Raw genomic sequence first — 25779 nt, 5'->3', positions numbered from 1 at the left:
GGGATTTGGTTAAAATTAAAAACTCCTGACATTTTAACAATATCAGGAGTTTTCTTGAATTATCTAAAAAATAATTTAGGCATTCTCCTTTTTGATCAAGTTCAATGCGGAGCCTTCATTAAACCATGCAATCTGAGCATTGTTGTATGAATGGTTGGCAATGATGGTATCCTTGCTTCCATCGGCATGTACTACCTCAATGGTCAATGGTTTGTCCGGAGCAAATTGATCTATGTCCAAGAAGTTGAAGGTGTCATCTTCTTGAATCAAATCGTAATCGCTTTCATTGGCGAAGGTCAAGGCCAACATTCCTTGCTTTTTCAAATTGGTTTCGTGAATCCTTGCGAAAGACTTCACCAAAACAGCGGCTACGCCTAAGTGGCGAGGCTGCATGGCAGCATGCTCCCTTGAAGAACCTTCTCCGTAGTTATGGTCACCCACAACCAAAGTCTTGATTCCTGCTTTTTTGTATTCACGTTGGGTATCTGGAACACCACCGTACTCCCCTGTCAACTGATTTTTAACAAAGTTGGTCTTTTGGTTGAAGGCATTTACAGCTCCAATCAAAGTGTTGTTGGCGATATTGTCCAAATGTCCTCTGTAACGCAACCATGGTCCGGCCATGGAAATGTGATCCGTAGTACATTTTCCAAATGCTTTGATCAACAACTTCATACCTTGAAGGCTTGCAGGAGTGATGGGCTCAAATGGAGTCAACAATTGCAAACGCTCAGAATCTGGAGCAACGATTACATTCACACCGCTACCATCTTCCAAAGGATCCACATAACCGTTTTCCTTTACTTCAAATCCTTTTGGTGGCAATTCCCATCCTGTTGGCTCATCCAACATTACTTCCTCACCATCTTCATTGATCAAGGTGTCCGTTAATGGGTTGAAGTCCAAACGACCAGCAATCGCGATGGCAGCGGTCATTTCTGGAGATGCTACGAAAGCGTGGGTATTTGGGTTACCATCAGCACGCTTGGCGAAGTTACGGTTGAAGGAATGCACAATACTGTTCTTAGGTGCATTCTTTGGATCTTTGTAACGCGCCCACTGACCAATACATGGTCCACAGGCATTGGTGAAAATCTTGGCATCCAACTTTTCAAAGATTTCCAAAATTCCATCACGCTCGGTAGTATATCGTACTTGCTCAGAACCAGGATTGATTCCGAATTCGGCTTTGGTCTTCAATTTTTTATCCAAGGCTTGTTGCGCGATTGAAGATGCTCTGGACAAATCTTCATAAGAAGAGTTGGTACAAGAACCTATCAATCCCCACTCAACGGCCAATGGCCAATCGTTCGCTTGGGCTTTTTCCGTCATGGTACCCACTTCGGTAGCCAAATCTGGAGTAAAAGGTCCGTTTAGCAACGGCTTTAATTCTGTCAAGTTGATTTCAATAACCTGATCAAAATACTGCTCTGGATTGGCATACACCTCTGGGTCTGCGGTCAAATATTCCTTTACTTCATTGGCTGCATCGGCAACATCTTCCCTATCGGTAGCTCTCAAGTAGCGCTCCATAGACTCATCGTATCCGAATGTGGAAGTGGTAGCGCCAATTTCAGCACCCATGTTACAAATGGTACCTTTTCCTGTACAAGACATGGAAGTGGCTCCTGGGCCAAAATATTCCACGATAGCTCCTGTTCCTCCTTTTACGGTAAGGATTTCAGCAACCTTAAGGATAACATCTTTTGGTGCGGTCCAACCGGATAGTTTACCGGTCAATTTTACACCGATCAATTTTGGGAATTTCAACTCCCAAGCCATACCGGCCATTACATCCACGGCATCGGCACCACCAACACCGATGGCTACCATTCCCAATCCACCAGCATTAACCGTGTGCGAATCGGTACCGATCATCATACCTCCAGGGAAGGCATAGTTTTCCAATACAACTTGGTGAATGATACCAGCTCCTGGTTCCCAGAATCCGATTCCGTATTTATTGGAAACCGAACCTAAGAAATCGAAAACTTCCTTACTGGTCTCGTTGGCATGCCTTAAATCGGTAGCAGCACCCTCCTTGGCCTGAATCAAGTGGTCACAGTGAACTGTAGTTGGAACCGCTACTTTATCTTTTCCTGCTTGCATAAACTGAAGCAATGCCATCTGGGCGGTTGCATCTTGACAAGCGATTCTATCTGGAGCAAAATCAACATAATCTTTACCACGGGTAAATTTTGTGGTGGGTGTACCATCCCAAAGGTGGGAATACAATATTTTTTCAGCTAAAGTCAACGGTTTACCAACCAATTCCCGGGCCTTGTCCACACGCTCCCCCATGGAAGCGTAGACACCCTTAATCATGTCTATATCAAATGCCATTCTATTAAATGAATTTTAAGATTTTAGTAATTCGGTAAATTTACTAAAATGCTAAGTATTTTGGAATTAGAATTGATCTAAATAATGTTAGAAGATTTGTTATTTATAACAATTCTGATATTATTTTCTCTTCGGTAATACCTTCGGCTTCCGCCTTATAGTTTTTAAGGATTCTATGGCGAAGTATGCCAACTGCCACCGCTTTTACATCTTCAATGTCCGGAGAAAACTTGCCATGAATGGCTGCATGGGCCTTGGCGGCCAATACCAAATTCTGTGAAGCCCTTGGTCCTGCTCCCCAATCCACATAGTTGTTCACGTAGTCCGAAGAACCTTCCATACCCGGTCGGGTACTGTGCACCAATCGAACCGTGTAATCCACCACATTGTCCGCAATGGGAATTCTACGTACCAAATGCTGCACCTCAATGATCTCTTCGGCATTGAACAAGGTTTTTATTTCCACCTCATCATCGGTGGTGGTGGATTTTACCACTTGGATTTCTTCCGCTATGGATGGATATTTTAGCTCAATGGCAAACATAAACCGGTCCAATTGCGCTTCAGGAAGTGGATAGGTTCCCTCCTGTTCAATCGGGTTTTGGGTGGCCAATACAAAGTAAGGCTTGTTGAGTTTGTGTTGTTTTCCTGCAATGGTCACCGCCCGTTCCTGCATGGCCTCCAACAAAGCCGCCTGCGTTTTGGGTGGTGTACGGTTGATTTCATCCGCAAGAATGATATTACCGAAAACAGGGCCCATGATAAATTTGAAGTTACGGTCCTTGTCCAAAACCTCACTCCCCAGAATATCGCTGGGCATTAAATCGGGCGTAAACTGAATGCGTTTAAAATCTAGCCCCAAGGTCTGTGCAATGGTATTGACCATTAAGGTCTTTGCCAAACCGGGAACACCAATCAAAAGGGAATGTCCTCCCGTGTAAATGGACAACAGTATTTGTTCAATTACCTGCTCTTGGCCCACAATGACCTTGGCAATTTCCTTCTTAAGTTCTTGGTGTTTTTTTACTAGATTTTCAACAGCAGTTACGTCAGACATGCACTTATTCCTTTACCCAGTTGTTTGCAAAATCGCAATCCTTGTTTTCCGTGTTCACATGGATATAAGTGTCCTCTATATGCTCGTCCATCCATTTTTTAATGGCCTTGAACTGCTTTTCACGTAGGGCCAGTTCCTGTATTTTTAAGTAATCTTTTGCGAAATCGGCCTTGTGTTCATCATACCGGTTGGAAATCTTCATGATCTTGAACTTAGGAGCTCCTCCCCTAGGGTCATCTTCCCGTAATGGTCGTGAAATTTCACCATCCTTAATATCCCTTACTTGATTGTATAGGGCTGGATCCATCTTGGTCAATTCAAAACGGGAATCAAAATTGATGGGGTTTCGAAGAAGGCCTCCATCAAATTTGGTCTCTTTTTCATCCGAAAAGTTCAAGGCAGCTTCCGCAAAGGTGTATTTTCCATCCAAAATATGTTGTCGAATGCTATCCAGCTCCTTTACCGCCTTTTCAACGGCACTCTTAGGCACTTCAGGAATCAAAAGAATATGTCTCAAGTCCAATTCCTGTCCCCTGATTTTTTCAACATAAATGATGTGGTATCCAAAATCGGTCTCAAAAGGGTCAGATATTTCCCCTTCCCGAAGGCTGAAAGCCACATCCTTGAATTCTTTGACAAATGGAGTTTCACGGGTCATGCTGTAAAAACCGCCATTTGATTTTGATCCAGGGTCTTGGGAATACAATATGGCCTTTACATTGAAACTGGCATCGTTTTCCACTATATCCTGTTTGATCTGCTTCAATCTGTCGACCACTTTTTGCTTCTCTTCCTCCGGTGCCGTAGGTTGTTTCACAATTTGTGCGATTTCCAACTCAGCTCCAAAAACAGGTCTTTCTTCCTCGGGTATCTTATTGAAGAACTGTCGTACTTCTTCCGGTGTTACCTTAATCTCCTCAACAATACTGCTCTGCATTTTTTCGGACAGCATGTTCAATTTATTGATTTCAAAAAGTTCCTGTCTAAAACTCTCAATATCGGTTTTCTTGTAGAACTTCAATACTTTTTCCATGGAACCCACTTGCGCAATCAGCTGTTGGATCTGTCTATCGCTCTGCGCATTTACCTGATCATCGGAAACCAATAAACTGTCCTGCACGGCCTGGTGGGCATACAAACGGTCTTCCATAAGCTTTCCCAAAAGGCCACAGCGGGTGATATCCTGTACTGAAGCTCCTTGACTTTTCAGGTCTATCAACGTTTTATCGATATCGGATTCCAAGATTACATAATCCCCTATTACCGCAGCAATTCCATCCAATTTTATTTTATTGGAAGAATTTGTAGTGTCCCGAGCGGTTCCCAAAGCCTCGTCCATTTCTTGGGCCTGAACAATCCCCAACGATGCAACACAGGCCAACGCCCACACTATTCTATTTTTTGTCTTCATAAACCTCAAATTCTTTCTTCTTAATGGCTTCATCTATAATTTCGGTTTCCAGTTTTTTGATGTAGTTCAACCGTCTTCGGTTCAATATCAACTGCCGTATATCGGGCTCAATATACTCAAAAGGAGCTGTATCATTGACTTCCAGAACGTTGGTCACGATGCCCAAATATACCTCTAACGAATCTTGCAGCTCAAAAAATTGTGATTTTTTTAAGTACGAGGTCTCATTTGATGGGGTTAGGGGCGGTATTTCCTCCACCACCCTCGAGGCACTTACCCAAACGGAATCGTTGAAATGCATTTTCTTGAACTGCACCGCAATGGAATCCAAGTAACGTTTGTCCGAATCCTTCCAATTCCGAATGCGGGTCTTTACGCCGTCCAAATCCAAAAACTGGTTGGGCATGCCCACAAAGCGGAGCTGCACCAGTTTTTCGTTGAGCTTAAAATTTTCCTTTTCCCGCTCGTAATACTGTTCCAGTTGTGAACGGGTCACCGCAGTGTCCTTGGCCTGAAGCACCAAAGCCTCGATATAGGCCCTAGTATACAGGTCCGCGCGATAATCGGAGACCAATCGGTCAAACTCGGCCAATTTTTCCTCTGGAAGGTTGATCTTTGATTTGGACAACAACAATTGCTTTGAAGCCCAATTGTTGATATAATTGGTCACAAACAGGGTACTGTCCTCGGCAGACATATCGTCTTGAACCAAGGCGGCAACATCTTCCCTATACAAATAGGTATCCCCTACCCGGGCCAGAGGTTCCCTTTCCTCCTGCTCCTTAAAAAAGGAGCTACAAGAGGAAATCAACACTGCTGAAGTACAGCAAAGTAGGTACAGAATGTTTTTTTGGAGCATATGCATTGCGCAAAAATAACAAATACAACATCCCATACAAGTAGGTTCCTTTCTCATTAACAGATTTTTAGTATGCGGGCAAAGACAAGGATAATTTAGTATCTTGGCACAAACCAGATGGAATGAAGTACACCACTGAAGTTACCGTGGACCTACCGCGTGATGAATTCATAAAAAAATTGGATGACCCCGAGAACATGAAGCATTGGCAAAAAGGCCTCGTAGGTTACGAACAACTCTCTGTAAAACCGGGATTGGAAGGTGCTCAAATGAGCCTCACCTATAAAATGGGAAAACGTGACCTTCAAATGGTGGAAACCATCATAAAGCGCAATTTACCGGAAGAACTCCATACCATTTACGACGCGAAAGGCGTGCACAATATCCAAAAAAACTATTTTCACGAAGTGGATGGACAAACCAAATGGGTTTCCGAGTGCGAATTTCAATTCTCTGGATTGGGCATGAAAGTCATGGGGTTTTTAATGCCCGGAGCTTTTAAGAAACAATCCTTGACCTATATGCAGGATTTTAAGGCCTTTGCCGAAAAAGGAATATCCGTTCTTGACACATAACCATGGAAAAAACATTGGACAGAAAAATTAAGGCCATTTGGGATTTTAGAGGTCCCAGTGCAGCACATACCGCCGAACATTACCAAATACATTTAAAAGAATTCGCCGAGGTGGAAAAGGTTCCCTTTGAGCAAATTGGTGTGGAACAGTACAGCCCATCGCACTGTATTGTGTACATGGTCATAACCGAACCCAACGTAAAAAAGGTTCGAAGTCTTCTTAGACCCAATCGCGGCGAAATCTACACGGAGAAACCGTAAAAGCGTATGAGATGAAAAGTACATTTTTTGCCTTACCCAAAAAGTGCATGGGAACCCTCCCGTTGTTGCTGATTTTTATGGGTTGTACCACTAAAAATGTCACCGACCCCCTCAAAGCCGCCCTAGCATCCGAAAATCCCCTTATCAAAAGGGTCATGGAACAATTGGATGCCCATGAAATCCAAATACGGTATACCCAGATAGACCGTCGCAACGATAGCATTCTTTTTACCGATCATGATTTTCAGGTGGATACGGACAACTACTTTTATCCAGCCAGTACGGTCAAGTTTCCTGCCGCAGTGGCCACCCTTGAAAAACTTAATGAAGTGGACTCCCTTTCCCGGGACACCCGATTCTACATTGAGGGGGATTCCATTGAAACCACCTTCGCCAAGGCCATTTCAGAAATTTTTGCGGTTTCCGATAATGCCGCCAACAATCGACTGATTGAGTTCTTGGGACAGGATGGTGTAAACAACAGAATGCAGAACAGGGGCGTTTCCCCCATTCGAATTGCGCATAGACTATCCACCAGCAATGCAGATGACGTGACCACCAAACCCTTGGTCATTTATCTGAACGACTCCACAACGGCAGTGAGCCGCCCCATCATCAATTCCGCAGTCCAACCCATGGCATTGAACCGGATAAAAAAAGGAAGAGGGTTTTATGCGGATGATTCCTTGCAACTGGAAGCTTTTGACTTTTCCTTGAAAAACTACTATCCCATCCAAGCGCAGCATGCTTTGCTGAAACGGGTCATCTTTCCGGAAGCCTTTTCCAAAGACCAGCAATTCAACCTAAGTGAAGACCAACGGGCATTTCTTTTGGAAGCCATGCATACCCTACCGGCCAAACTGGGGTATGACCCGGAACAATATTACGACAGCTATGTAAAGTTCTTTATGTTCGGGGACGAGTTGGACCCCATACCGGACCACATCAAAATCTACAATAAGGTGGGCTATGCCTATGGCACGTTAACGGACTGCGCGTATATTCAGGATACCGAAAACAACATCGACTTTATGATCACAGCCACCATTTTGGTGAATAGTGATGGTATTTTTAATGACAATGCCTACGAATATGACGAAGTGGGTATTCCATTTTTGGCCCAGTTGAGCAGGGAACTCTACCAATATGAACTAAATCGAAAGCGATGAACAAGCTTACTTTTGACTGTTTCAACAAAAAAATCTTCATCAAGGCTTCCTTGGAAAAGTTGTATTGGTGTTGGGGGACTTCCGAAGGAATCACTTCTTGGTTTTTGAGGGAAGCCATCTACACTTCTGATGGGAAACAACGCTTACCAGAAGATTTTATTCAACCTGGAGATGATTATGTCTGGAAATGGCACAATTGGGACGGACAGGAAACCGGAAAAGTATTGCAGGCGAATGGAAGGGATTTTTTGGAGTTCACCTTTACCGGCTGCAAGGTTTCCATAAACTTGGAAGACCATGGCAAAGCGGTTCTTTTAACTTTACGGCAGTTTGAAATCCCCACCGATGAGGAAAACAAGCTCAACATACACCACGGCTGCAGTAATGGCTGGACCTTCTGGCTGGCCAACCTAAAGGCCTATTTGGAACACGGAATCCTCCTCAATGAAACCGAGTTTGACCTAAGGGATATTCCTCTGTCCGGTTTTGAATTTGTGAATATGTAACTATTTGGAGGTTGCCGGAACCCCGTATAGATCAAAATCGGAGGCGTCTGTAATTTCAATATCCACGAACTCCCCAACTTTCACATAATGCTGGGCCGCATCAATCAAAACTTCATTGTCCACATCCGGGGAATCGTGCTCTGTACGCCCCACAAAATAATTGCCTTCCTTTCGATCAATGATACAACGGAAGGTTTTCCCAATCTTTCCTTGATTGAGTTCCCAAGAAATCTGGGATTGGATTTCCATGATCTCGTTGGCCCGTTGTTGTTTGGTTTCTTCAGGAACATCATCCTCCAAGGTATAGGCATGGGTATTTTCCTCATGGCTGTAGGTAAAACATCCCAAACGTTCAAATCGCATTTCCTTGACCCAGTTTTTCAAGATTTCAAAATCTGCCTCGGTCTCTCTGGGATAGCCTACAATCAGTGTGGTCCTAATGGTCATTCCGGGTACGGCCTCCCTAAAATCCTGCAACAATTTGGTGGTCTTGGCTTGGGTGGTCCCCCTTCGCATGCTTTTTAGAATGGCATCGGATATATGTTGAAGTGGAATATCTATATAGTTACAGACTTTGGGTTCATTGCGCATTACTTCCAATACATCCATGGGAAACCCTGTGGGAAATGCATAGTGCAAACGTATCCACTCAATACCTTCCACCTGTACCAGTGCCTGTAACAGCTCTGCCAAATTCCGTTTTTTGTATAGATCCAACCCGTAATAGGTAAGGTCCTGGGCTATCAGGATAAGTTCCTTGACCCCTTTGGCCGCCAGTTTCTCGGCTTCGGTCACCAAGGCTTCAATGGGTGTACTTTTATGTTTGCCCCGCATTAAGGGAATGGCACAAAAGGAACAGGGACGATCGCAACCTTCGGCAATTTTTAGATAGGCGTAGTTCTTGGGCGTGGTAGTCAAACGTTCCCCCAACAACTCATGCTTGTAATCCGCACCCAAAGCCTTGAGCAGATTGGGCAGGTCACTGGTCCCAAAATATTCGTCCACATTGGGGATTTCCTTTTCCAAATCGGGTTTATAGCGCTCACTTAGACAGCCTGTGACAAAAACCTTATCCACAGCACCCGCCTCCTTCTTTTGCACATATTCCAAAATGGTGTTCACGCTTTCCTCCTTGGCATTGGCAATAAATCCGCAGGTATTGATCACCACCACATTGCCTTCCTCTTCATGGACCACTTCTTTGTTGTTGGCCCTTAATTGACCCATCAACACTTCGGAGTCGTAGACATTTTTGCTACATCCCAGTGTCACTACATTGATTTTGTTCTTTTTAAGCGATTTTGTGCGCATAGTTGCTATAAATGGAGTGCAAAAATACAACAACACAAGGCATTACATCCATTTATAAGGAGATTTTTGGTACGGGAAGAACCAGTATCACTTCTAAGAATCAATCTCGGTAGGCCTCAGGAATTTTTCTTGATTTGGTCAAATCCTCAAAAGCTTTGCCAATTCTCAGCAAATGGGCCTCCGTCCAAGGTTTTCCAATAAAGGTCAGGTTAGTTGGCCTGCCTTTCGGACTATAGCCCATGGGGATGGTCAGTGCTGGATATTCCGCCACTGCCGCCAAACTGGAATGACCACTTCCCACACTGAGCACAGCATCCAGATTTTCCCTGTCCATAATGTTGAAATATTCCTTCCCTGATGCCATCAATGTGCCCTTCAGGACCTGAAAGTCCTCTTCGGATATGGAATCTTGAAGTATCCCATCAAAACGACCTTGGCCGTAGGGAATCCTGACCAAGGAATCCTTTTTATTGAAGTTCACAATATCTTGAACCGATTTCACCTTCACCAGACTATCCTTGACCTGACTGTCCAAATAAGCCACTAAATCGTTCCGCATATCAATGTTCAACAAGGACAAAAAACCATCCAAAGCCACATCATTGGGCTCATATTCCACTATCTGCGCACCCGCTTCCTTCAAACGGTTTACCGAAACGGCATAAAGAGAATCCTGCTCCAGCAAATCCTTCATCACCCCTAAGCGAACATTCTGGAGTGGTTCCGGGTTTAACCAAGCGGATAAAATTCCAGGCTCGGGAACCACCGATTTGGAATCCTTTTCATCTTTTCCCAACATGGCATCCAATAAAATGGCATTGTCCGTCACATTTTTTGTCATGGGACCCGGTGTATCCAACGTACTGGATATCGGTACAATGCCCGTCCTACTCAATAAACCAATGGTAGGTTTCAGGCCCACCACGGAATTATTGGTGGACGGAGAAAGAATAGATCCCGAAGTTTCGGTACCCACGGCACCTACCGCATAATTGGCCGCCGTGGATGTTCCACTTCCGGCACTGGACCCTCCGGTATCAAAAATCCTTCTTCCGTAGGGATTAAGGGTCTGCCCTCCCACCGCACTTTGGCCATTAGGGCAGCCTTCGCATATATAATTGGCCCATTCACTGAGGTTCACCTTGCCCAATATCAGGGCCCCATTGGCCTTGAGGTGTTCCACAATGAAGGCATCATCGGTCTGGTTCTCCTTGAGGGCCACAGCACCAGCGGTGGTCTTCATTCCCAAAGTCCCAATGTTGTCCTTCAGTAGGATGGGCATTCCATAAATGGGGTGATGAATCTCAAGATTTTCATCCAATCCACGTGCCTCTTCCAATACATTCGGGTTCAAGGCAATGATGGTATTTAAAGTCGTATGGTTAGGTAGTTCGTACTTGTAGATCCTGTGGAGATAAAACAACACCAAATCCTCATAGGTGAATTTTCCTTGGTCGATATGGTTTTGAATGGTGGGAATGTCTTGCTCCAAAATCAAAGGTTTCATCACTTCATAGCGTTCCTCCGCAAATTGGGAAACCTCTTGGTAGAGAGGCGAAAACACCTCATTCTTATCCAACACCTTGCTTTGGATGAACTTGTAGCGCATCCTCGTGTTTTCGTGCTCCGCGTTGGCGGCCACATCCGTAGAATCATTGTAAGGGACCCACAGCACCTTGTCTTTGGAAGATTCTGCCTTTTCCAGTTTACAGGAAAAAAATCCGAGAATCAAAAAACAATATACCGCGTATTTGCCCATAGCTGTTTTCTACATCTTAAAAAAAGAATCCACAAATTCGAACTTGTTGAAGACTTGAAGATCATCAATACCTTCACCTACTCCAATATATTTTACGGGAATCTGGAACTGGTCCGAAATGCCAATGACCACCCCTCCTTTTGCCGTACCGTCCAACTTGGTCACCGCCAAACTGGTCACTTCGGTGGCCTTGGTAAATTGTTTGGCTTGCTCAAAGGCATTTTGGCCTGTGGAACCATCCAACACCAAAAGGACTTCGTGCGGTGCATCGGGTACCACCTTTTGCATGACCCGCTTTACCTTGGAAAGTTCATTCATGAGGTTGACCTTGTTATGAAGTCGGCCCGCAGTGTCTACCAGAACCACATCGGCATTCTCTGCCACGGCTGAATTCAAGGTGTCAAATGCCACGGAGGCGGGATCACTGCCCATCTTTTGCTTAACGATGGGGACGTCCACGCGTTTGGCCCATACTTCCAATTGATCAATAGCAGCAGCCCTAAAGGTATCCGAAGCCCCCAAAACCACCTTAAGACCTTGGTTTTTAAACTGATGGGCCAGTTTACCAATGGTAGTGGTCTTACCCACCCCATTGACGCCCACCACCATGATCACATGGGGTTTTTTATCCGTGGGAACGGAAAATTCGGTTTCCTCACCCACATGGGTTTCAGACAAAAGTCCTGCTATTTCTTCCCTAAGGATGGTATTGAGCTCATCGGTCCCCATATATTTATCTTTGGACACCCGCTCTTCAATACGGTCTATAATCTTTAAAGTGGTGTTCACCCCAACGTCCGAGGTGACCAAGATCTCCTCCAGACTGTCCAATACCTCATCATCCACCTTGGATTTTCCGGCCACTGCCTTGCCCAACTTACCAAAGAAACTGGTTTTGGACTTTTCAAGACCCTTATCCAGGGTTTCCTTCTTTTCTTTCGAAAAAATTTTTTTGAATAAACTCATCAGATATACATCATTCCAAGCCTCAAAGATAGGAAAGTACGGGCAGTTTTGTTAAAACAAAATGGCTTTTACCGCATTCCCACATCTTCCAAAGCAGCCTACCACACACGCCGACAAACCTCATACACCCAAGGTTTTACCGATGAAATGCACGGCTACACAACAAATATTAGAACACTTCTGGCAACCCGCTTACTTTTATATTGGTTTAGTTTCTCAACTTCCACCATGAAAAAACCTCACAACAAACTATATTTTGCATTGGCAGTACTGTTTTCCATAACAGTTTCTGCCCAAGAAACTTTTTCGGATACCTTTAGTGCCCTGTCCTACTCCAATAACAATGGGTCTAGATCTTGGGCTTCCAATTGGCTGGAGTATAACGACACCAACACTCCTGATGACGGACGGATTCAGATTCAGGGCAGTAGGCTACGGTTTTCCGGACTCTCGTCCCAATATATCACCCGAACAACGAACCTGAACTTTTATGTCACGGCCTCGCTTTCCTTTGATTGGGAAACTTCCAGTCTGGATGGTGCAGAAACCATGGCAGTTCAAATTTCAAGTGATGGTTCATCCTTCACCACCATTGGAACCTTTTCCGGAAACAATAGTGGAAGCTTTAGCCAAGATATTTCCGCCTATATTTCAAACAACACAACCGTTCGTTTTATTAAAAATGGGATTACATGGGACCAAGGCAACGACCGGTTTTATGCCGACAACGTGACCATTAGTGCCACCTATCTTGATTCCGACAACGATGGTATCGGGGATTTGGTGGACCTAGACGATGACAACGATGGCATTACCGATGAGGAAGAATACTGCACTACGGTAAGTGCTTCATTTTTAACATCGGCCGATGTTGGTGAACGATCCGTGGTCGTCAATCATACCGATACAGGATATTTACGTCTCGATTTTTCGTCCATGGACAACTCCTTTCAACTGGATATCAATGGAACCACTGTGCACCCTTCTGTGCTGGAATTTGAAAATGGCGCCCTTGACAGTGGGGACGAATACTTTTTGTTTCAATCCGATGGTAGCTTTATCAACTCACCCTGGGTGGCCAATTCCAATGGTTTGCCCAGACTTAGATTGGTTATAGACGAGTCAGGTCAAGTGAACCTATATGGAACCAGAACTACTTCGTCCACGTCATTGGAATTGATGGAAGCACAAGGAGGCACACCTTTTAACTTCATTACCTGGGTTCCGGGGAACAATAACACGTTTACGGTGACCAACCAGGCCGGACCCGGCCCAGAAGGATTTACAGGTGATTTATTTGCCAGTGCCGTTTGCGATACGGACGGTGATGGTATCCAGAATGAATTGGATTTGGATTCTGACAATGATGGGATCTTTGACATTGTTGAATCGGGTGTATTGAACTTGGGTGGGGTTGCCGACAGCAATAATGATGGCGTCATAGACGGGGCCACATCTGGTTCTGGAAGTAATGGACTATACAATAATATTGAAGACAATGATACCGAGTATGCCATCCCAACCTACTCCGTATTGGATTCTGATGCCGATGGCACCTACGACCCCTATAGCACCGATTCGGATGGGGATATCTGCAATGATGTAGTGGAATCCGGGTTTACCGATAACAATGATGATGGTTATCTAGGACCATTGCCCATTACGGTGGACAGCAATGGTGTGGTCACCAGTGGTTCGGACGGCTATACAACACCAGCTGACAATGATTCCAACACCACATATGATTATAGGGAAGCTGGAACAGTACCCAGCATCTCCTCACAACCTGCCAATGTAACCACATGTCCAGGTTGTTCCACCACCATATCCGTATCATCGACAGCAGACCAATTTCAATGGCAGGTATTTAATGGCGGATCTTGGACCGACCTCGCTGATGCAGGGATTTATTCAGGAACCCATACAGGTACATTGTCCATTACCAATCCAACGCCTACGGAGGATAATAACCAATACCGGGTAATATTGACCAATAACAGTTATGTCTGCGGGAACACGTTATCCAATACCGCCACCTTGACCCTTGAGGTCAACACCGTGGTCACCAACCGTAGAATCACCTATCGAGTAAATAAAAACTAACACAGGTCAGGTTTTTAAATAAACGTGACCCTGAAGCATAAAAAAACCGCCTAAAAGGCGGTTTCATAATTTTGTATGATCAAGAAAATAAAAGGATACTCCTTAATTCTTGTTCAACCAATCGTTGACCATTTCAGGGGCCATAACAGATTCTACAAATGTGTATGCTCCTGATTTAGGTGATTTTACCATTTTAATGGCCTTGGTCAATCTTTTGGATGATGACTGAAGGGTTGCTACTGTTTTCTTTGCCATGGCTTATATTTTTTAGGTCTACTATGGAAAAACCTATTATTTAATTTCTTTGTGAACGGTCATACGCTTAAGGATAGGATTGAATTTTTTGATTTCCATCCTGTCTGGCGTATTCTTCTTGTTCTTGGTGGTAATGTACCTAGAAGTACCTGGCATGCCAGACTCTTTATGCTCTGTACATTCCAAAATTACCTGAATCCTATTTCCTTTCTTTGCCATTGTATCGTACTTAAGATCTTAGACTACTTACTTTTTGGAATTGATTTCCTTCAACACAGCAGAGATTCCTCTTTTGTTGATGATCTTCAACCCTCTGGACGACACGTTCAAGGTTACCCAGCGGTCTTCTTCCGGAATGTAAAATTTCTTCTTGGAAATATTTACATCGAATCTTCTCTTCGTTTTATTGATAGAGAAAGAAACGTTGTTCCCGAACATCACTTTCTTTCCTGTAACTTCACAAACTTTAGACATCTCCCTAACTATTTGAGTGATTTTATTGAGGCTGCAAATTTATACCATTTTAATGGGACGTACAAAATTCTTTTTCAGAAATTTAAAATTTCTTTTAAAAGGAGCTCAAAAGCCTTGTTCACAGACTTCTCAACAACACGTTCCCGATGGTTTCCCATATTGAATTTCTCAGCAAAAGTACGTTTGGGCGTACTAATGGCAATATAAACTGTTCCTACATCCGCATCGGAGTCTCCTTTGGTGGGACCCGCATTGCCTGTAGTGGCTATGGCAAAGTTCGTATCCAGAATATTCCTGACATTTTTGGCCATGGCCATGGCCACTTCCGCGCTCACCACGGAATGTTCCTGGATCAACGCTTCGGGAATCTTCAACAACTTTATCTTGGTCTCTGTGGCATAGCTCACCACACTGCCTTTAAAATACTGGGATGCCCCGGGTATGGAGGTAATCTCCTCCGCAATCCTTCCTCCCGTAAAACTTTCGGCGGTGGCCAAAGTCAAATGTTTTTCGGTAAGCAAAGTGGCTATCTGGGCTTCCACGGACGCCTCTTCCTCTTCACCATAGATAATATCACCAATAAGGGCATATAATTTTCCCACCTCCTCATTCACGGCAGAAACAACCTCCCCTTTATCCAGCCCCCTAGCGGAAAGTCGGAGTCGTACCTTGCCCAAATTGGGCAGATACGCCAACTTAATGAACGAAGGAAGGCCATCTTCCCAATCCTCTATCTTCTCGGCAAGGGCACTTTCCCCCAAACCGTAGGTCAATATGGTTCGATGTAAAATGAAGGGGCGATCAAATTTTTCCATGATCATGGGCAAAACGGAAGCGCTCATCAGATTTTTCATTTCCATGGGAACGCCAGGAAGTGACACATAAACTGTCTGGCCTTTTTCCATCCATAGCCCGGGTGCGGTACCATAAGCATTGTGCAACACCGTGGCCCTTGAGGGGACCAAGGCCTGCTTCCGGTTCAATTCTGAAATGGGTGTGGATATGTACTTTTTAAACAACACCTCAATGTGTGCCAGCACGTTCCGGTCCATAATGAGTTCATCCCCAAAATAATCACAAAGGGTATGCTTGGTAACATCATCCTTGGTAGGTCCCAAACCTCCTGTTATAATGACCACCGAAGATCTATTGCCCGCTTCCTCCATAGCATTCAGGATATGCTCTTTCTCATCCTGAATAGAGGTAATCTGATAGACGGAAACGCCTATTTTATTCAGTTCCTTGGCAATAAAAGTGGAATTGGAATCAATAATCTGCCCAATAAGGATTTCATCCCCAATGGTGATGATCTCTGCTTGCATCTATAGATTAAAATCGTTCTTGAGTTCGGATACCACTTGAAGAACATCCTTCTTCAAAAGAGGGAATTTTTGTTCAATCTCGTCAAAATTACCGGTGTTCTTTCCCAAGGTTTCAATTTCCAATGCTCTATCCCTGGTCTGCTCCATCCCCAAAATATCCACGTTGGGCTTTATTTTATGTGCCAACTTATATACATTTTCGTAGTCCTTTTGACTGATGGCTTTTTCCAAGCCTTCCAAATCTTCTGGGACTTCTTCCAAAAAAACGGCAATAACGGAGTTGATGAAATCTTGGTCTCCTTCCGCCATTTCATTAATCTTATCGAGGCTGTAAATCATTATCTTACGTTAATTTCAAATAGTTGCTCTCCTTCAAGCATCCCTGAAAGGTAGTCATTTGGACTTACTTTACCAACACCCGCCGGAGTACCCGTAAACAAAATATCCCCCTTTTTGAGCATGAAATATGTGGATACATGGGCAATGAGCTCATCTATCTTCCACAACATCAAGGAAGTGTTTCCCTCCTGTACCTTTTCACCGTTCTTGGTTAAAGAAAAGTTTAAATCGTCCACATTCTTGAATTGGGATTTGGGCAACCATTTTCCAATCACTGCCGCGCCATCAAACCCCTTGGCCTTTTCCCACGGCAGTCCCTTTGCCTTTAATTTCGCCTGGAGGTCTCTCGCGGTAAAGTCGATTCCCAAACCTATCTCATCATAGTAATTGCCGGCAAACTTTGGATCAATATGTTTTCCCACTTTTTTGATTTTCACCAAGACCTCCACCTCATGGTGCACATCATCGGAAAACTCGGGAATATAAAAATCCTGCTCCTTGGGCAGAATGGCAGAATCGGGTTTAATGAAAACCACGGGTTCATCTGGGCGTTCATTCTTGAGTTCATCAATATGCGCAGCATAGTTTCTACCTATACATATCAATTTCATAGCGTGTTCTTTTTAAGGTTGACTCTTAGGAGAGTTTGTTGTTGAGTTTGCTCAACTTAATTTGCGTAAGTACTTTTTTGGTATACAGCGGAAAATCGGCATTCAGAATCCATCCAAAGTATCCGGGTTCCGATTCCATGATTTCATGTACCGTTTTTCCTTTGTGCTTTCCAAAGGCAAAAATAGGTTGATCCTCTTCATTGATACCTATAAATCCGGCAAAATCCATGGATTGCTTTCGGGTTGTGAATTCCGATAGTTTTTTAACGTTGTTCTCCAAATCCGGATAGCGTTCCAATTGGGCCAACAACACTTCGTAGGTAGCCATGGTATCGGCTTCGGCGCTGTGGGCATCATCCAAATTTTTATCACAATAGAATTTATAAGCCGCTTCCAGAGTACGTTTTTCCATTTTATGGAAAATGGTCTGCACATCCACCGAAACCGTGCTCTTCATATCAAAGTCCACATCGGAACGCAACATTTCCTCGGCCAACAGGGGAATATCAAAACGATCGGAATTGAAACCGCCCAGATCACTGTCCTTTATCATTTTGTAAATTTCCTTGGAAAGCTGTTTAAAGGTGGGCTCGTTGGCCACCTTTTCATCGGATATACCGTGAATTTCCGTTGATTCTGGAGGAATGGGCATTTCCGGGTTCACCAACCAGGTCTTACTTTCCTTATTTCCATTGGGAAAAATTTTAAGGATGGAAATTTCCACGATTCGGTCTTTGGCCACATTGGTTCCCGTGGTCTCGAGATCAAAAAAACAAATGGGCTTGGTCAATTGTAACTGCATGTAACTTTTTTATCTTGATTTAGAAAATATCCATGTCAACAACTCGGGTTCTGCAAAGGCATTGTCCCAGCTGTTGTGCCCCACACCTGGATAAACGGAATATTTTATATTGATGCCCTCTTTTTCCATGGCTTCCACCATTTGGGCAGAATATCTTTCGGGCACACTCTTGTCGTCTGTCCCGTGAAAGACCCACCAGCTGGACTTCCTAAGTCGTTTTCCAATTTTTGGATTTGCCCCGCCACAGATGGGAAAAGCGGCGGCAAACATCCGTGGGTTGCGGCGCACCAGTTCAAAGGTGCCCATACCGCCCATGGAAAGCCCTCCAACATATAGTTGATCCCGCTTTAATTTGTAGTTCTTTTTCAGGTATTTTAAAAGTCCTTCGAGTAAGAGCATGTCTTGGGTAGGTTTGGATTTTTCGTAGAATACGAACTCCCGATCGGCCCCTCCCCCTTCAACACCTATCCTTGCCCATGAGCTATTGGCCCTACATTGAGGAAACACCACTATGGCCGGATGTGCATTTCTGTTTTCATCCTGTGCAAAAAGACTTGCCCCATGCATCAATTGCGAGGTATTGTCATTGCCACGTTCCCCGGAACCATGCAGAAACAACAGTAACGGATACTTCTTTGTAGGATCGAAATTTTTGGGTAACAATATCCTGTATGGAAGAGTATCTCCTTTCTTTACGAAGTATTCTTTTTTATATGCGTCATTATTTTGCGCAAATGAAAAATTACTGCATAAATAAATCGCCAGAGCACAGGGTAGTAGGATTTTAATTCTCATGTAGGTAAAATGATTAGAATCCCTAAAATACTAATAGTTGATAGAAAACCTTACTTTTTAGGATTAGATTTCCCTATTCATGTCCCAAGCTTCGAGATAATCGGCTACAGTCTTGACAAACATTCCTCCCAACGCCCCGTTCACCACCCGGTGATCGTAACTGTGGGACAGGAACATTTTACTTCGGATACCAATATATTCCCCTTGGTCGGTTTCAATGACGGATGGAATCTTACGAATGGCCCCCAAGGCCAAAATACCAACTTGCGGCTGGTTGATAATGGGAGTTCCAAAGACACTGCCAAAAGAACCCACATTGGTAACGGTATAGGTACCGTCTTTGATCTCGTCCGGTTTCAGTTGATTGGTGCGCGACCTATTGGCCAAATCGTTCACGGTTTTTGCCATACCCACCAAATTGAGTTGGTCCGCATTCTTGATCACGGGCACGATAAGGTTTCCATCGGGAAGCGCAGCGGCCATCCCAAGGTTGATGTTTTTCTTTTTGATGACCTTGTCCCCATCCAACGAAATGTTCATCAGCGGGTATTTTTTCAAGGCTACGGCCACAGCTTCCATAAAAATCGGGGTAAAGGTGAGCTTTTCACCTTCACGTTCCTCAAAGCTCTTCTTTACCTTGTTCCTCCAATTGACCACGTTGGTAACATCCACCTCCACAAAACTCTGGACATGGGCCGATGTGGCCAGACTATCCACCATATGTTGGGCAATGAGCTTGCCCATTCGGGTCAACGGTATGATCTCGTCCCCTGCCCCTACTTGAACGGGGGCCGGTTTTGGTTTCTCGACCGTTTCCTTTTGCTCTTGTGGAGCTGCCTCAACGGTTTTTATTGGTGCACTAACGGGTGTATCCGCCGGTGTATGACTCCCATTGGTAGAGCGATTTTCCAAAAAGGCCTTGATATCATTCTTGGTGACTCTTCCTTCTTTTCCAGTGCCTATGATGGATTCCAATTCTTCCATGGAAACCCCTTCTTCCTTGGCAATGTTCTTCACCAAGGGGGAATAAAATCGTTCTGTCACTGAAAAATCAGGAGCGGGAGCAGGTGCCGATACGGACTCCTTTACATGGGCCATTTGGTTTTCCAAGGCCATGGCAGATTCTTCCACCACCACTTCTTCCACAACATCGGATACATCCACATTGGATTCTTCACTATCAACCGCTCCTTCAACCTGAATCACGGCAACCACTTCGCCTACTTTAATGACATCGTCCACATTGAATCGTTTTTCCAACAGCACACCCTCTACCTCGCTGGGCACTTCGGAATCTACCTTGTCGGTGGCGATTTCAAATACGGCCTCGTCCATTTCAATGGTGTCCCCCACTTCTTTGAGCCAAGTGGTCAATGTTGCTTCGGCAACACTCTCTCCCATCTGCGGTAATTTCAATTCAAATTTTGACATATTCTTATTTATCGAAGTGATATTGATTTACTTTTTGCAAAAATACTAAAGAAATCGACTCTTTATTGATTTATGCGCATAAATTAACAACAATCAAGTAGCCTTGATGGAACTTTCAAAGGGAACGCGGTTCAAAATGCTTCTTCCCAAAGTAACCTCATCGGCATATTCCAACTCGTCGCCCACCGAAATTCCACGGGCAATGGTGGAGGTGGCCACTTCCGTGCCTTCCAATTGCCGATAGATATAGAAATTGGTGGTATCTCCCTCCATCGTGGAACTCAATGCAAAAATGAGCTCTTTTATGGTTCCTTCCTTTACCCTTTGCACCAAAGAGGTAATGTTCAAGTCCTGCGGGCCTACTCCTTCCATGGGAGATATCTTTCCGCCCAGCACATGGTATAGACCATTGTACTGCGAGGTGTTCTCTATGGCCATTACATCCCTGATATCCTCTACCACACAGACCACGGTCCCATCCCTTTTGGTACTGGCGCAAATTTCGCACAGCTCTGTATCCGAGATATTGTGGCACTTTTTACAAAAATTGACCTCACTCTTGAGTTTCACAAGGGCATTGGACAGATGTTCGGTGCGTTCTTCGGGCTGTTTCAAGAGATGTAGTACCAACCGCAAAGCGGTCCGCTTACCTATTCCTGGCAACTGGGACATTTCGTGAACGGCATTCTGCAATAGCTTTGATGAAAATTCCATAGCCTTGATTGTTCCAACAAAATTACGATTTTAGCGTTACCAATTAACTTTTGTACTTTGCAAATCAAAATACATTTATGACAGCCACACAAATTCTCCTACTCATCGGTGCCTATTTCTTGGTGCTGATCCTAATTTCTTATTTTACCGGTAAAAACGACTCCAACGTAGATTTCTTCAAGGCGGGAAAGCAATCCCCTTGGTACGTGGTTGCCTTTGGCATGGTGGGTGCCTCTCTCTCTGGAGTAACGTTTATTTCGGTTCCGGGATGGGTAGCGGATATCCAGTTCAACTATTTTCAGGTGGTAATCGGATACATTTTTGGGTATTTGGTGGTGGCTTTTGTCTTGTTACCGCTCTACTACAAACTCAACCTGACTTCCATTTATGAGTATTTATTGGAACGTTTTGGTACCGTGAGCCATAAAACCGGGGCTTTTTTCTTTTTTATTTCCAGGGTTTTGGGAGCCTCTTTCCGGTTGTTCTTGGTGGCCATAGTATTGCAACAGTTTGTTTTTGATGACCTTGGGGTTCGGTTTGAGTTCACCGTTACCATTTCAATCTTATTGATATGGCTCTATACCAACCGTGGTGGTATAAAAACCATTGTGTGGACCGATACGTTACAGACACTTTTCATGTTAGCTGCCGTTGTCCTTTCCATTATACTCATCAATGATGCCCTGGGCTGGAGCTTTGGCGAATTTTTGGCATCCGATGAGCTTAAGGACTACAGTTCCATTTTACAAACGGACATTTTGGACCGTAACTATTTTATCAAATCATTTTTGGGCGGTATGTTCGTGACCATCTGTATGACCGGGTTGGATCAAGACATGATGCAAAAGAACCTTACCTGTAAATCCTTGAAAGATGCCCAAAAGAATATGGTATCCTTCACATTTGTTTTGGTTGGTGCCAAGATTTTATTCTTACTACTTGGAGCCCTACTTTTTATCTACGCCAAGAGAGAGTCCATTGCCATGCCCCTAATGGATGGCACCCCAAAGACCGATTTGCTATTCCCTGAAATTGCGTTGAACGGAGGGTTGGGGCTTGCCCTTGCGGTCACCTTCATGTTGGGCCTCATTGCCGCTGCCTATAGTAGTGCCGATAGTGCCCTTACCTCATTGACCACATCTTTCTGTGTGGATTTTTTAAATGTTGAGAAAAAGAGTGAATCCGAACAAAAGAAAATACGAAAACGAACCCATATCGCCATGAGCTTTATATTGGTGGTGGTCATCATTGCCTTTAAATATATTCTGAGCAGCAACGTGATTGATAGTCTTTTGACCGTGGCAGGATATACCTATGGACCACTATTGGGACTTTTTGCCTTTGGCATTTTCACCAAACACACCATTAAAGACAAGTATGTTTGGATTGTTGCGATACTTTCAGTGGTCATCATAGCATCGGTAGCCAGCATCCCTGCGTCATATTTGGGTGGATATTCAGTAGGATATGAACTACTGCCACTAAATGGATTGTTGACCTTTTTCGGACTTTGGCTGATTCGGAATAAAGGAGCCAACGTCAGTACTGCCCTGTAGCAAGAAGGACCAAGGTGCAGGCTTCCTGTACCTCAATACCCTCTTTTGAAAGAATTTCTTGGAATTCAGGGTTTTCCGTACCAGGGTTAAAAATGACCCTCCGCGGTTTTAAATCCACTATCTTTTGATAGTATTCTTTTTGCCTTTTTGGATTTAAATACAAGGTTACGGTATCAATATTTTGAAAATTGTCCAAGTTGTCCGTAATTTGTATTCCTGATACAGTTCCCCTACTTATCCCAAATGCGGTTGTTTCCACATGGTTTTCAACCAATCTACGAATTGCTATATTGCTGTATCTTCCAGGGTTTATTGAAGCCCCAATGACAAGTGTTTGGCCCATTTGTTAATTTATGTGTTAAACTGGGTTAAAGATTGCAACTTTTTATAAAAAATAGCGTCTATTGTATATAAGAAATCATTCATTGGTAAGACTGTATTTTTTATAGTTAATGGTTAGTGTTTAGTATAGCTTATCAATGTAAAACCCTGGCAGTCAACTTCGGTTGAATATGTCAGGGTTTCTTTTTTTCAACCCTATGTTGGTCCGCATGTTTACCCTCAACTTACACCTTTGCCGCACCGTATTTGTTAAAGAATGTTAAAATCAGTTTAAAGTGTAACATTCCAACCCTGATACCGTCTTGTAGGTATCATCGTCAATCTAATCAAAAAACGAACAGCTCATGAAAAAAGTAGTATTACTTTTTGCATTGCTTTTATGCAGTGTACCCTCAACCAAACTTTTTGGAAACAACCCGGAAAATGAAGCTTTTGGCTCCATATCCGGCACCGTTATTGACAACACCCTCCAAGAACCCATTGCCTATGCAGCCGTGGTGATAAAATCCGAGGATGGCACAGAGACCATTACCGGTGGCATCACCTCGGAGGATGGTTCCTTTGAAATCAATAAACTCCCTGATGGTTCCTTTGTACTGGAAGTACAATTTATTGGGTATAAGACCCACTCACAACCCTTGGTCATCTCAAAAAATAACCGAAATCTGAAGGTAGGCACCATCACTTTGATGGAGAACACCGAGGAACTGGCCGAGGTGGAAGTGGTTGCCGAACGTACCACCATAGAACAGCGGGTAGACAGAAAGGTCATCAATGTGGGCAAGGACTTGACCACAGCCGGTGCCACTGCGTCAGATATTATGAACAACATTCCATCGGTGAACGTGGACGCCCAGACCGGGGACATTACCCTTAGAGGCAACTCCAATGTACGGGTCATGGTAGACGGAAAACTATCCAATGTACCTGTGGCGCAATTGTTGCGTCAAATTCCATCGACCTCCATTAAATCCATTGAATTGATCACCAACCCATCCGCCAAGTACAATCCGGAAGGGATGAGTGGCATCATCAATATTGTATTGCACAAAAATGCCAATATTGGGTTCAACGGAAACGTCAACCTAGGACTTACCAAAGGGATTGAAGCCAAGTTCAACAGTTCCATTGACCTGAACTACAGAAGTGGAAAGTTCAACTTTTATGGAAACTACGGCAACAACATTGGTAAATATGTCAATGATGGAAGTATTTATAGATTGGAGGAAAACTCCCTTCAAGAATTTGATTTCTTCAACAACAACAAATCACACCTGTACAAATTGGGAGTTGATTTCTACCTTAACGATAAGAATACCATTTCTGTCTTCACCAACCAGAACATTTTTGAGGGAGATGGAAGCGGCATCACTGATGTAACCTATAATACGGATGCTTCTCGCAACGTGACCCAGTTTTTCAACGATGTTTCGGACAACCGAAGCGAACAGTACAACTTTAATTATAAGCTTGATTTTGGCAAGGAAGGCCACAATATTGAATTGGAGGTGGACCATAACCGTTTTGAGAACAACCAAGACGCCAATTTCAGGTCTGTGGGCGCCTCACTATATCCCAACTACATGGATTTTGTGGATACGGAAAGAACCCAGACCATTGCCAACTTGGACTACGTGAATCCGCTGGACAGCATCTCCAAATTGGAAGTTGGATTGGAGTCCAGAAACTTTGAAACCGATGTGGACTATGCCTCAACCGGTTCTTCATTCAACTCGAACGGTGTTTTGGTACCCACTCCCGACACAAACTTTGTGTATGGGATGGATATCTACTCGGCCTATGCCACTTTTGGACAAAACTACGAGAAGTGGTCCTATCAAATGGGAGTACGTATTGAAGATGTGGAGGTTCAAGCGGATACTAACCAAGTACGGGCCTTTACCGATAAGTATACCGAAATATATCCTTCGGCCTTTGTAACCTATAGCCCCAACGAAAAGAACCAGCTCCAAGTGAGTTATAGCAGACGTGTGGACCGCCCTGGATTACAACAGGTAAATCCCATCAGGGAGTTTGCCACTCCGCTGATCTCTTCATTTGGAAACCCAAATTTGGTGCCCCAGTTCACCAGTTCCTATGAGGCCAATTACACCCGTCGCATTAAAAATGGCAGTATTACCGGAGGAGTGTTTTACCGAAGCATCAAGGATGAAATCAACAGGGCTGTTTTTGTAGACCGATTGGATTTCAACAAAATCATACTCACGTTTGACAACTTTAATGAAACCTCTGCTTATGGATTTGAGCTTTCATCCAACTACAGGCCGGCAAAATGGTGGAACATCAATGGAAGTTTTGATATATTCTCCCAAACCAATAGAGGTATCACGGAGAGTATTCCCGGGAACATTCCCGATCCCACAGAGGATGATATTACGGTGGAAAGCGTTAAGGTGGACAACACGGCTTGGAACCTACGGATGAACAATAGTTTTACCGTGAGCAAGAAGCTGACTTTGCAAGCCTTTGGATTTTATCGAGGCAAAAACCGTAACATCCAATTTAATGTGAAGCCCATGTACTTTGTAAACTTGGGAGCCCGATATAGCTTTGCAGAAGGTAAGGGAACGCTCAGTTTCAATTACAACGATATCTTCAACACCATGCGCTTTGCCTTTGAAGGAGACCGCCCCTATTTACAAGAGGGAGGATTCAACTGGGAGAGCAACAATGTATACGTAGGGTTGTCCTATCAGTTTGGAAGTGGTAAAAATCGCGCCAAGCAACGAAAAAGAAGGGACAACCGCACCAAGGATACGGGTGGGGGCATCCTATAACCACATATTGGTATCCTCTGC

General features: G+C 44.0%; 25 protein-coding genes. 7 read left to right on the top strand and 18 right to left on the bottom strand.

The window, feature by feature from the left end; translation table 11 throughout:
• Nucleotides 1-75: 75 nt before the first annotated feature.
• From F8C76_RS17465 to F8C76_RS17450, 4 genes are all read right to left on the bottom strand, one after another.
• Nucleotides 76-2343 (bottom strand): aconitate hydratase, encoded by a 2268-nt coding sequence (locus F8C76_RS17465; RefSeq protein ID WP_152132827.1) that lies wholly within the window; start codon nt 2341-2343, stop codon nt 76-78.
• A 103-nt stretch (nt 2344-2446) separates the two neighbouring features.
• On the bottom strand, nt 2447-3400 hold the full coding sequence (locus F8C76_RS17460; RefSeq protein WP_152132826.1) for an AAA family ATPase: 954 nt from the start codon (nt 3398-3400) through the stop codon (nt 2447-2449).
• 4 nt (nt 3401-3404) lie between these two features.
• Complete coding sequence (locus F8C76_RS17455) at nt 3405-4811, bottom strand: peptidylprolyl isomerase (protein WP_152132825.1); 1407 nt, start codon at nt 4809-4811, stop codon at nt 3405-3407.
• Complete coding sequence (locus tag F8C76_RS17450) at nt 4795-5670, bottom strand: peptidyl-prolyl cis-trans isomerase (protein ID WP_249042453.1); 876 nt, start codon at nt 5668-5670, stop codon at nt 4795-4797. Before F8C76_RS17450 ends, F8C76_RS17455 begins: the two co-directional genes overlap by 17 nt.
• A gap of 122 nt (nt 5671-5792) precedes the next feature.
• Here F8C76_RS17450 and F8C76_RS17445 point away from each other — a divergent pair, with 122 nt between their 5' ends.
• From F8C76_RS17445 to F8C76_RS17430, 4 genes are read left to right on the top strand one after another with little or no spacing between them, the layout of a single operon-like run.
• A complete protein-coding gene (locus F8C76_RS17445; RefSeq protein WP_129656169.1) occupies nt 5793-6245 on the top strand; it encodes an SRPBCC family protein in 453 nt (150 codons plus the stop codon).
• A 2-nt stretch (nt 6246-6247) separates the two neighbouring features.
• Nucleotides 6248-6505 (top strand): hypothetical protein, encoded by a 258-nt coding sequence (locus F8C76_RS17440; protein WP_249042452.1) that lies wholly within the window; start codon nt 6248-6250, stop codon nt 6503-6505.
• An 11-nt stretch (nt 6506-6516) separates the two neighbouring features.
• Complete coding sequence (locus F8C76_RS17435; protein WP_249042451.1) at nt 6517-7674, top strand: serine hydrolase; 1158 nt, start codon at nt 6517-6519, stop codon at nt 7672-7674.
• On the top strand, nt 7671-8180 hold the full coding sequence (locus F8C76_RS17430; protein ID WP_129656168.1) for an SRPBCC family protein: 510 nt from the start codon (nt 7671-7673) through the stop codon (nt 8178-8180). The genes F8C76_RS17435 and F8C76_RS17430 overlap by 4 nt, the downstream gene beginning before the upstream one ends.
• On the opposite strand, the gene rimO is transcribed toward F8C76_RS17430, so the two are convergent.
• From rimO to ftsY, 3 genes are all read right to left on the bottom strand, one after another.
• Nucleotides 8181-9491 (bottom strand): 30S ribosomal protein S12 methylthiotransferase RimO, encoded by a 1311-nt coding sequence (rimO, locus tag F8C76_RS17425; protein ID WP_152132823.1) that lies wholly within the window; start codon nt 9489-9491, stop codon nt 8181-8183.
• 100 nt (nt 9492-9591) lie between these two features.
• Complete coding sequence (locus F8C76_RS17420; RefSeq protein ID WP_152132822.1) at nt 9592-11250, bottom strand: amidase family protein; 1659 nt, start codon at nt 11248-11250, stop codon at nt 9592-9594.
• Between the two features lie 9 nt (nt 11251-11259).
• Nucleotides 11260-12216, bottom strand: coding sequence for a signal recognition particle-docking protein FtsY (gene ftsY / locus F8C76_RS17415; protein WP_152132821.1), 957 nt, complete (start codon nt 12214-12216; stop codon nt 11260-11262).
• A 228-nt stretch (nt 12217-12444) separates the two neighbouring features.
• On the opposite strand from ftsY, the gene F8C76_RS17410 reads away from it, so the two are divergent.
• Nucleotides 12445-14319 carry an immunoglobulin domain-containing protein gene (locus tag F8C76_RS17410; protein WP_152132820.1) on the top strand — a complete coding sequence of 625 codons (1875 nt, stop codon included), beginning with the start codon at nt 12445-12447 and terminating at the stop codon, nt 14317-14319.
• Nucleotides 14320-14421: 102 nt separating this feature from the next.
• Here F8C76_RS17410 and F8C76_RS17405 read toward each other — a convergent pair whose 3' ends face one another.
• The 10 genes from F8C76_RS17405 to recR form a co-directional block, all read right to left on the bottom strand.
• Nucleotides 14422-14574 (bottom strand): DUF4295 domain-containing protein, encoded by a 153-nt coding sequence (locus tag F8C76_RS17405; RefSeq protein WP_129656163.1) that lies wholly within the window; start codon nt 14572-14574, stop codon nt 14422-14424.
• 36 nt (nt 14575-14610) lie between these two features.
• On the bottom strand, nt 14611-14793 hold the full coding sequence (rpmG, locus tag F8C76_RS17400) for a 50S ribosomal protein L33 (RefSeq protein WP_031444791.1): 183 nt from the start codon (nt 14791-14793) through the stop codon (nt 14611-14613).
• Between the two features lie 27 nt (nt 14794-14820).
• Nucleotides 14821-15048, bottom strand: coding sequence for a 50S ribosomal protein L28 (gene rpmB, locus F8C76_RS17395; RefSeq protein WP_116219403.1), 228 nt, complete (start codon nt 15046-15048; stop codon nt 14821-14823).
• Nucleotides 15049-15122: 74 nt separating this feature from the next.
• Nucleotides 15123-16370 (bottom strand): competence/damage-inducible protein A, encoded by a 1248-nt coding sequence (locus F8C76_RS17390; RefSeq protein ID WP_152132819.1) that lies wholly within the window; start codon nt 16368-16370, stop codon nt 15123-15125.
• Nucleotides 16371-16709, bottom strand: coding sequence for an Hpt domain-containing protein (locus F8C76_RS17385; protein ID WP_129656161.1), 339 nt, complete (start codon nt 16707-16709; stop codon nt 16371-16373).
• On the bottom strand, nt 16709-17320 hold the full coding sequence (locus F8C76_RS17380) for a fumarylacetoacetate hydrolase family protein (RefSeq protein ID WP_152132818.1): 612 nt from the start codon (nt 17318-17320) through the stop codon (nt 16709-16711). Before F8C76_RS17380 ends, F8C76_RS17385 begins: the two co-directional genes overlap by 1 nt.
• A gap of 25 nt (nt 17321-17345) precedes the next feature.
• Nucleotides 17346-18122, bottom strand: coding sequence for a 3'-5' exonuclease (locus F8C76_RS17375; RefSeq protein ID WP_152132817.1), 777 nt, complete (start codon nt 18120-18122; stop codon nt 17346-17348).
• Nucleotides 18123-18131: 9 nt separating this feature from the next.
• Nucleotides 18132-18785 (bottom strand): carboxylesterase family protein, encoded by a 654-nt coding sequence (locus tag F8C76_RS17370; protein WP_249042450.1) that lies wholly within the window; start codon nt 18783-18785, stop codon nt 18132-18134.
• 195 nt (nt 18786-18980) lie between these two features.
• Nucleotides 18981-20348 carry a dihydrolipoamide acetyltransferase family protein gene (locus F8C76_RS17365; protein WP_152132815.1) on the bottom strand — a complete coding sequence of 456 codons (1368 nt, stop codon included), beginning with the start codon at nt 20346-20348 and terminating at the stop codon, nt 18981-18983.
• Nucleotides 20349-20441: 93 nt separating this feature from the next.
• Entirely contained in the window at nt 20442-21062 is a 621-nt protein-coding gene (recR, locus tag F8C76_RS17360; protein WP_129656156.1) for a recombination mediator RecR, read from the bottom strand.
• 77 nt (nt 21063-21139) lie between these two features.
• On the opposite strand from recR, the gene F8C76_RS17355 reads away from it, so the two are divergent.
• Nucleotides 21140-22618, top strand: coding sequence for a sodium:solute symporter (locus tag F8C76_RS17355; RefSeq protein ID WP_152132814.1), 1479 nt, complete (start codon nt 21140-21142; stop codon nt 22616-22618).
• On the opposite strand, the gene F8C76_RS17350 is transcribed toward F8C76_RS17355, so the two are convergent.
• The gene (locus F8C76_RS17350) at nt 22602-22961 is read right to left on the bottom strand and encodes a CoA-binding protein (protein ID WP_152132813.1); all 360 of its coding nucleotides are present in this window, start codon (nt 22959-22961) and stop codon (nt 22602-22604) included. The genes F8C76_RS17355 and F8C76_RS17350 overlap by 17 nt on opposite strands.
• Before the next feature lie 343 nt (nt 22962-23304).
• On the opposite strand from F8C76_RS17350, the gene F8C76_RS17345 reads away from it, so the two are divergent.
• Nucleotides 23305-25758 carry a TonB-dependent receptor gene (locus F8C76_RS17345; protein WP_152132812.1) on the top strand — a complete coding sequence of 818 codons (2454 nt, stop codon included), beginning with the start codon at nt 23305-23307 and terminating at the stop codon, nt 25756-25758.
• Nucleotides 25759-25779 lie beyond the last annotated feature (21 nt).

Origin of the sequence: Flagellimonas olearia (genome assembly GCF_009184425.1) — a bacterium.
GTDB classification, from domain to species: domain Bacteria; phylum Bacteroidota; class Bacteroidia; order Flavobacteriales; family Flavobacteriaceae; genus Flagellimonas; species Flagellimonas olearia.
Note: the sequence above shows the minus strand (reverse complement) of the source record. Positions and strands in the feature narration are given on the sequence as shown.